The organism is Salipiger sp. HF18, assembly GCF_011806505.1.
Lineage (GTDB): Bacteria > Pseudomonadota > Alphaproteobacteria > Rhodobacterales > Rhodobacteraceae > Salipiger > Salipiger thiooxidans.
Genome location: NZ_JAATOS010000173.1, coordinates 1 through 7,955, shown reverse-complemented (window position 1 = coordinate 7,955; position 7,955 = coordinate 1). Strand labels below are relative to the sequence as shown.

Annotated in this window: 7 protein-coding genes; 2 read left to right on the top strand and 5 right to left on the bottom strand. The window is 68.9% G+C overall.

Annotated features, from left to right (window positions below):
- The 3 genes from HC022_RS14590 to HC022_RS14580 all read right to left on the bottom strand — a co-directional run.
- Nucleotides 1-608: lysylphosphatidylglycerol synthase transmembrane domain-containing protein (locus HC022_RS14590; RefSeq protein WP_167452934.1), on the bottom strand; the 608-nt coding region annotated here is incomplete at its 3' end.
- Nucleotides 605-2,239 (bottom strand): sulfatase-like hydrolase/transferase, encoded by a 1,635-nt coding sequence (locus tag HC022_RS14585; RefSeq protein ID WP_368484672.1) that lies wholly within the window; start codon nucleotides 2,237-2,239, stop codon nucleotides 605-607. The genes HC022_RS14585 and HC022_RS14590, both read right to left, overlap by 4 nt.
- Entirely contained in the window at nucleotides 2,236-2,913 is a 678-nt protein-coding gene (locus tag HC022_RS14580; protein ID WP_167452932.1) for a CDP-alcohol phosphatidyltransferase family protein, read from the bottom strand. The genes HC022_RS14585 and HC022_RS14580 overlap by 4 nt, the downstream gene beginning before the upstream one ends.
- A gap of 165 nt (nucleotides 2,914-3,078) precedes the next feature.
- Here HC022_RS14580 and HC022_RS14575 point away from each other — a divergent pair, with 165 nt between their 5' ends.
- Nucleotides 3,079-3,633, top strand: a complete 555-nt coding sequence (locus HC022_RS14575) for a cytochrome b (RefSeq protein ID WP_008887904.1) — start codon at nucleotides 3,079-3,081, stop codon at nucleotides 3,631-3,633.
- A 109-nt stretch (nucleotides 3,634-3,742) separates the two neighbouring features.
- Here HC022_RS14575 and HC022_RS14570 read toward each other — a convergent pair whose 3' ends face one another.
- Nucleotides 3,743-5,392: a BCCT family transporter gene (locus HC022_RS14570; protein ID WP_167452931.1), complete on the bottom strand. Its 1,650-nt coding sequence runs from the start codon at nucleotides 5,390-5,392 to the stop codon at nucleotides 3,743-3,745.
- A 610-nt stretch (nucleotides 5,393-6,002) separates the two neighbouring features.
- On the opposite strand from HC022_RS14570, the gene HC022_RS14565 reads away from it, so the two are divergent.
- Nucleotides 6,003-7,142, top strand: a complete 1,140-nt coding sequence (locus HC022_RS14565; protein ID WP_167452930.1) for a hypothetical protein — start codon at nucleotides 6,003-6,005, stop codon at nucleotides 7,140-7,142.
- A gap of 136 nt (nucleotides 7,143-7,278) precedes the next feature.
- Here the strand turns inward: HC022_RS14565 and HC022_RS14560 are convergent.
- Nucleotides 7,279-7,955, bottom strand: a 677-nt coding sequence (locus HC022_RS14560) for a sigma 54-interacting transcriptional regulator (protein WP_167452929.1), incomplete at its 5' end; no start/stop codon positions are given.

Here is a 7,955-nt window from a genome sequence, read left to right as displayed (position 1 = left end):
ACCGCGATCGCCAGCGACAGCGCCACCTGCGCGGGCCATTGTCCCAGCAGCGCCTTGCGGGCCGCGGCGCGCCAGCCATTCTCCCGCCCCCCGCGGCTGGCCAGCAGCAACAAGAGCGCGCCCAGTAGCGCCGCAAGCACAGCACCGGGCACCCACAGGGTCGCCGAAAGGCCTGCATCCGGCGCCGGGCGCGACGCGCCCACCAGCAGGACCCCGATGCCTGACAGCGCGACGACCGCCATGCCCGCCTGCCCCGCCGCGCGTTCCAGCACCACCGCCTGCGCGGCGCGGCTCATCGGGCCGTTCTGGCGGCTGCGCGCGGCCCGCGCCGCGTCGCCGAGCACGCCTCCGGGCAGGGTCTGGTTGACGAATTGCGCCATGTAATACTCCCGCACCGCGCTGCCCCGAGACATCGCGAGCCCCAAGGCCCCAGCGGTCCGCCGCCAGCGCAGCGCCGACAGCAGCGTGACCGCGTTGAGCAGCACAAGCGTGGCAAGCGCCCAGCCCGGCGACAGGTCCGACAGCCTCTGCAACGCGTCTCGGCCGTCGGAAAGCCAGAGGCAGATCCCGATCAGCACGAGCGGCAGGAGAAGACGCAGCGCGCTCACGAGCCGTCCGCCCGCACCTCGGCATCCGCCTCGCTGGTCGCGTCCAGGAACCGGTCGCGGAACGCCTGCATCGGCCAAGTCTCCTGCGCGGCGGCGGGCCGCAGCCCCGAGCTCCACTCCCACCCGTCGAAGAGGCTCAGGACGTCCGGCGCACCGATGAGGTGGACGGGCACATCCTTGCCCCCCGCCTGCGCCACGAACCCGGCGGGCTGGTGGTCGCCGAGGACGATGATCAGCGGCGGCTCGGCCCGCGGCAGTGCGACCCACGACAGGACGGTGCGCAGCGCGTAGTCGAGCGAGCGGCCATAGTGGTCGCGGATGCGGTCCGGATCGGCCCAGACCTGCTTGGGGCTCGGACCCGACGTGGCCTCGGCGTCGAAGACACTGCCATCGCCGACCGCCTCCCACGGCACCATCCGCGGCACGGGCGTCCATGGCGCGTGGCTCGAAATCAGCGCGATCTCGGTCATCAGCGGCGCGTCTTGCCCGGCGGCAATCCGGTCAAAGGCCGCCAGCGTGTACTGGTCGGGCATGGTCACCCAGTTGAAGGGCAGCCCGCGATAGCCGAGGTCTGCGGCGGCGCGGATCTCCTGGAACCCCATGGCGGGCCCCTCGGGCCAGTCCATCACGATCGCCGGGGCCACGGCCATGGTCCGGTAGCCTGCGCCCGCGGCAAGGGCGAAGAGGGTCTGGCGCTTGCTCGCCAGCAGGGCGCGATAGTGTCTCTGGTCGCTGACATGAACACCCGCCGCCAGCGTCGCGTGGGCCAGCCAGCTCTGGCCGCCCTGCACCGGCGAGCCCAGCCAGCCCGAGCGCATCGCCAGCCCCGCCCGCGCGAGCGTGGCCTCTCCGGCCTTCAGCGTTTCAAGGTGGCGCGGCGCGTAAAGCGGGTTGTCGAAGGCCGCGCGCCCGTAGCTCTCGACGAAGACGATCACCACCGGGCGGCCCTCGAGTTTCGACAGGAGCCCGGCGCGGCCGGCCCATGGATCCTCTGCCGCGGCGCGCTCGAACTCGGCCAGGGCCACGCGCGACCGGGCGAAGTCCCGGATGTGCTCGGCCCCGAGCCGCGCGGTGAAGGCGCTGCCGGGCGGGCGCCAGCCCTGCCAGCCGTTGAGGGCGGTGCGGATCTCGGCGGCACAGAGCAGCGCAAAGACCAGCGCGGTGCCGCCTGCCACGTACCGCGAGCCACGCGGCAGACGGCTGCCGCTGCGGGCCCAGAGCGTCAGCGCGCGGTAGAGCAGGACCATCGCGCCGCCCAGCAGCAGCAGCAGCGTGGCTCCGGTCACCAGCGCGCCCGCAAGCCCCGCGCTGCCGCGCAGCAGATGCGCCGCCGCCGGCACGAGATGCATGTCCGCCAGCGGATCGAAGCCCCGGCCAAAGGCGGCATAGGCTGAAAGGTCGGCCAGTTTGAGCGCCGTCATCAGGGTGAGCGCCACCGTCGCCACGATTGCCAGCGGCCGGGCGTGACCCCCAAGCGCCAGCATGCCGAGCAGAAGCACCGGCAGCTCCAGCGGCACCACGGTCAGCGCCGGCCAGCGCAATGCGTTCGGGTGGTTGGGCAGGATCAACAGCAGGTCGACGAGCACCGCCGAGCAGAGCAGCGCCAGCCCGAGGCGCAGCGTCCCGCTCACCGCCGCCTCGCCAGCCAGAGCACGTCCAAGGCGAAGGACCATGCCAGCAGCGCCAGTGCCAGAAGCGCCGCGACCTCGGACCAGGGCGGCACGGCGACGGGCGCGAGCAGGCCTGCCAGCACCGCGATCTGCACCACGCAGACCAGCTTGCGCCGGAAGCGCTGCGGCAGGGGCGCATCGAGCCACGGCCAGAGCAGGCTTGCCGCCACGAAGAGGTAGCGCAGGCTGCCGAGCAGCAGCACCCAGCCTCCCGCCGCGCCGCTGCGCCAGGCCACCGCCGAGAGCAGCAGGGCGAAGACGCTGTCGACCTCCATGTCGAACCGCGCGCCCCAAGGCCCCGCCAGCCCGCTGCGGCGGGCGAGCGGGCCGTCGACCCCGTCGAGCGCCAGGGTGACGAGCGCGACGCAGAAGAAGCCCCAGCCCGACGCGCCCTCGGTCAGACCGGGCCGGGCCAGCGGCACCAGCATGAGCGCCGCCAGGGCCAGCCGGCCGAGGGTCAGCGCGTTGGCATAGCCGAGACGCGGAGCGGGCCAGAGGCGCAGCAGGAAATGGCCCGAAACCCCGGCCCCGAAGCCGAAGCCCAGCACCGGCAGCAGCATGGCCGCCCCGGCCAGCCACCACGAAAGCCCGTAGAGCGCGAGCGCCAGGCCCATCGCCAGCAATGCGAGGGACACGAAGGGCGTCCTTGCCCCGGCCAGGGCCGAAGCGCGCGGAAGGTGAGGGGGCGGCAGGTCCATCACGAATGAAGGGCTGGCACGGCAGCAGCTGTCAAGCGCCCCGCTTTACGCAGAGACATCTACTCACTAGGCTGTGAGAATTCAGAACCGGGAGGTCGGCTCATGGCAAGCGCGTCCGAGACTCAGTTTTCCCTTCGCTACTCCCGTGCGTCGCGGCTGTTGCACTGGCTGACCGTGCTGCTCGTGCTCACCACCATCCCCGCGGGGCTGGTCATGGTGCAGGAGGGGCTGCCGCGGGCGCTCCAGGATACGCTCTTTCTCTATCACAAGAACATCGGTCCGGTCATCCTGCTGCTGGTCGTCCTGCGGCTGGTGGTCCGGCTGATCGCTGCGCCGCCCCCGCTCCCCGCGAGCGTGTCGGCGCTGCAGGCGCTGGCGGCCAAGGTGGTGCACTGGCTGCTCTACATCGTTCTGGTGGCGCTGGTGATCTCCGGCATCGTGCGGGTGCAGGCCGGCGGCTTCCCGATGGAGGTCTGGGACCCGCTGCTCGGCGGCATGATCGCCAAGGACGAGGCGCTGGCCAAGTCCGCCAGCGGCTTCCACGAGCTGGCGAAGAGCGTGCTGATCGTGCTCATCGCCATGCATATCGGGGCTGCCGCGCTGCACGGGCTGGTGAAGCGCGACGGGGTGTTCAGCCGCATGTGGCCGCCTGCCTGATGCATCAGCCGGCCTGACCGTCCAGCCAGCCTGAAGGTCCCCGATTGCGGAGCCCGCCAACGCAAGGGACCGGCGCGAACGCCGGTCCGATGTCTGGTTCCGAAAGGGGTCACTCCGCAGGATTGTACGCGGGCCTCGGCGGTGGCGTCGGTTCCGCGCCGTAGAGCTCTCCCGGCAGTTCCGACGGCATGGCGTGATCCGCTTCCTCGTCGTCGCGGTAACGCTGGTTGTGGCGGTAGACCATCAGCGTATCCCAGCGCAGCGCCTTGAAGAGCCCGATCAGGATGAAGAGGCAGCCCACCGCGAAGGGGAAGCCGGCCACCACCGCCGCCGCCTGCAGCGCGTTGAGCCCGCCCGCCAGCAGCAGCACCGAGGCCACGGCGCCTTCGGTGATCGCCCAGAACACCCGCTGCACCTTCGGCGGATCGGTGTCGCCGCCCGCGGTCAGCATGTCGATCACGAAGGACCCGGAGTCCGAGGAGGTCACAAACCACAGCACGATAAGGATCATCGCGAAGCCCGACATGAGCCCCGAGGCGGGGAAGTAGTCGAGCAGGGCGAACATCGCATCGCCGTAGTCGTTCCGGGTGGCCTCGACCAGCGTCGCGTCGCCTCCCAGCGAGATGTTGAGCGCGGTGCCACCAAAGGCGCAGAACCAGAAGAACATGATCGAGGTCGGCAGCAGCATCACCCCCAGCACGAACTCGCGGATGGTGCGGCCCTTGGAGATGCGCGCCACGAAGACGCCCACGAACGGCGACCAGGAAATCCACCACGCCCAGTAGAAGATGGTCCAGGAATTCTGCCATGAGCCATCGGCCTGCCAGGCCTCCGTCCAGCTGGCCCAGCTGACGAAGCGGGCGACGTAGTCACCGTAGCTTTGCACGAAGAGATCGAAGATGAAGACCGTCGGGCCGACGATCAGTATGAAGATCAGGAAGACCAAGCTGAGCCCGATATTGAGGTTCGATAGCCGCTTGATGCCGCCGTCGAGGCCGGCCAGCACGGACATTGTCGCCGCCAGCGTGATCGCCGCGATGATCAGGATCTGGGTGACCACACTGTCGCCGATGCCGAAGACCTCGCCCAGGCCCGCGTTGATCTGCATGGCGCCAAGCCCCAGCGAGGTGACGATGCCGAACATCGTGCCGAAGACCGCGAGGATGTCGACCGCGCTGCCCCACGGCCCGAAGATCCTCTCTCCGAGAATCGGGTAGAGCGCCGAACGGATGGTCAGCGGCAGGCCCTTGCGGAAGTGGAAATAGGCCAGCGCCAGCGCGATCACCGCGTAGACCGCCCAGCCGTGGAAGCCCCAGTGCAGGAACGAGAGCACCATCGCCTGACGCGCGGCCTCCTGCGTTTCCGGATCGCCGATGGGCGGCGCGAAGTAGTGGTAGAGCGGCTCGGCCACGCCCCAGTAGATCAGGCCGATGCCGATGCCCGCCGAGAACAGCATCGACGTCCACGAGATCAGCCCGTAGGCGGGCTTGTCGGTCATCCGGCCGAGGCGGATGTCGGCGAAGGGGCCGAAAGCGAGGTAGATCGTGGCGACCACGAAGATGTTGACCTCGATGATCAGCGCCCAGCCGAGCGTGTCGGCGAACCAGTTCTGGATACCGGTGAAGACGCTGTTGGCCTGCTCGTTGAACGCAGCCCCGAAGATGATGAAACCGACGATGAGCAGCGCCGAGACCGCGAAGACGGCCTTGTGCACCCTCGGGAAGATGAACAGCCGTTCTTGCGGCATCTTGTCGTGCATCTGGCTCTCCTGAGTGGACTGGTTGGCGGATTGGTTTCGGGGGGGACCTAGCTCACGAAACCGGTTTGTCAGCCCTTGGCGGCGTTGTGGGACCTGTATCAGGGGCCGGGCTGGCGTGTCTCAGGCGGCGCCCGGGGGCTGATGGGAACCCCCGGCAAGCCGCCCTTCCCCCCTTGGTGAGGCGATGACTGTCACGCCGCCTCAAGGCGCCCGAGAGCCAAAGTCGCCACCCCACTCTGACCGAGGTTCACAGCAGTGCCACCGACTGATCTTGAGCGATATGTGTCGGGCTCGCTCGGCAAGATGCAGGTGGTCGCAGTCATGCCCCTGCCCCAGCAGCCCGGTCTTGGAAACGACGCGGCATGGCTCTGGGAACAAAGCGGCTTTCCCGTGGTCGGGGCCCAGCGAGTTCAGGCGCGCGGGCCATGCTGCTGCCGCGGCTGAAGTGCAGGACGAGGGCTTTTCTCGCCGCCTCCGTGGTGGCGTGATACCCTTCGAAAACGGGGCGCCGGCGGGCGTGAACAGGTCTCTCACGTCGGTGCCGGGACCCCGGCCAAGGGAACGCAATGCGCGATTGTCGCGTTGGGGGCCCAAACGAAAGGCGTCTGTCATGAACAAGCTCATTATCGGCGGCGCCGTGGCGCTCGCACTTTCTTCGACCCATCTGTCCGCGGCTCCGGTCCACGCATTCGGAGACCTCTCCGGCATCGGCCCGGCCTCCACCGAGCAGATCTGGCTCGCCAAGGGCAATGGCAACAACGGCAAGGGCAATGGCAACGGGGGCGGCAACAAGAAGCTGTCCAAGCAGGGCCAAGGCAACGGCGGAAAAGGGAACGGCAACACCCAGGCCGGCAAGGGCAATGGCAAGGCGAAGGCGGACAAGGGTCCCGACCATGCCAGCAACGGGAATGGCAACGGCAATCCCGGCAAGGGCAACGGGAAAGCAAATGCCGGCAACGGCGGCGGCAAGCCCGAGCATGCAGGCGGGCCAAAGTCCACGGCGGACGGCAACGGTCCCGAGCACGTCTCGAAGGGCAATGGCAACCGCGGCAAGGACCGCAAGGCCTTCTCCAAGGACGAACGCGAGACCGTGGTGAGCCGACTTGTCTCGACCCCGGCGCCTGCGGGGCGCGATATGGCGCGGGTGCTTGGCGCAACGGCCCTCGCTCTCGCGACGCCGCAGCTGGTGGTCGGCGATGTGCCCGAAGATGAGCTGATCACCTATCGCAACTGCCCGCCGGGCCTTGCCAAGAAGGATCCGCCCTGCGTACCGCCGGGTCTCGCCCGCGACGGCATGAGCTACGACGACTGGGCGTCCTACGATCGCGACGATTATGACGAGCTGTGGCGCGAGCGTCGTGGCGAATGGCTCGGCTCGGATTTCGACGTCGATCCCGACCCGGACTACCTGCTGCTGCAATCGGACGAGATCGCGCGGCTCTTCGACCTCGATCCGGCGCCGCGTGGTCAGCGCTACGGGCTGATCGACGGCATGCCGGTGCTGCTCGATGACGACGACTACCGCTCGCTGCTTCTGGTCAACCGCATGGCGCGGGTGGCGGATCTTTCGGACAGCGTTCCGATTGCCCCGACGGCGGCGCTTACGCAGGACGAGCTGAGGAACCTCTATCGCCTGCCACGGCTGCAGGACGGGGACAATTACGCCGTGCTGAACGGGCAGATCGTGCAGCTCGACGACTCGGAATACGAGCTGCTGCAGATGCTCCGCATCGCGCGGGCGGTGCTGTAGGCCCCGAACGCACTGCACTTGAGCGAAAGGGAAAGCTCCGGCCAATGCCGGAGCTTTCGCGTATTCCGGCCCCCGGTACCCCCGCCGAACCCGTGCCACACCCGTGCCTGGAAGACACGCGCATCGGGCGCGGGCGTCAGTCCGTCGACCAGAGCGCCAGCTTGCGGTCGATGGTCTTGCGCGAGACGCCGAGTCGGCGGGCGGCCTCGGCGCGGTTGCCCTTGCACTCGTCCAGCATGTGCATGATGTGGCGCTGCACCACGAAATCGAGACTCTCGATGGCCTGCGCGCCGGTCACCGTGCCCGTGCCCGCAAATTCCTCGGGGAACTCGCCTAGGATGACCGAGCGCTCGATCATGTTCTTCAGCTCGCGCACGTTGCCCGGCCAGTCGTAGCTGCGCAACTTGAGCAGCGTCACCTCGTTGAGCTCGAGCCCCGGCAGGCACAGCGAGGCCTGGAACTGCGACAGGAACAGCGCCGCGAGCTCGACCGTATCCTCGGCCCGGTCCTTGAGCGCGGGCATCTCGATCTGCATGACGTTGATGCGATGATAGAGGTCTGCGCGGAACTTGCCCTCGGCCACCGCCTTCGGCAGGTCGGCATTGGTCGCGAAGAGGAAGCGCAGGTCGAGCGGGATCTCGCGCTCGGCGCCCTCGGGGCGCAGTCGCTGGTCCTCGAGCACCCGCAGGAGCGCCGATTGCAGCGTCTCGGGCATCTGCACCACCTCATCGAGGAAAAGCGTGCCGCCGTCGGCAAGCAGCAGCAGGCCCGGGGTCAGGCGCTCGCGGCCTTCGACGGTGCCGAAAAGCTCGG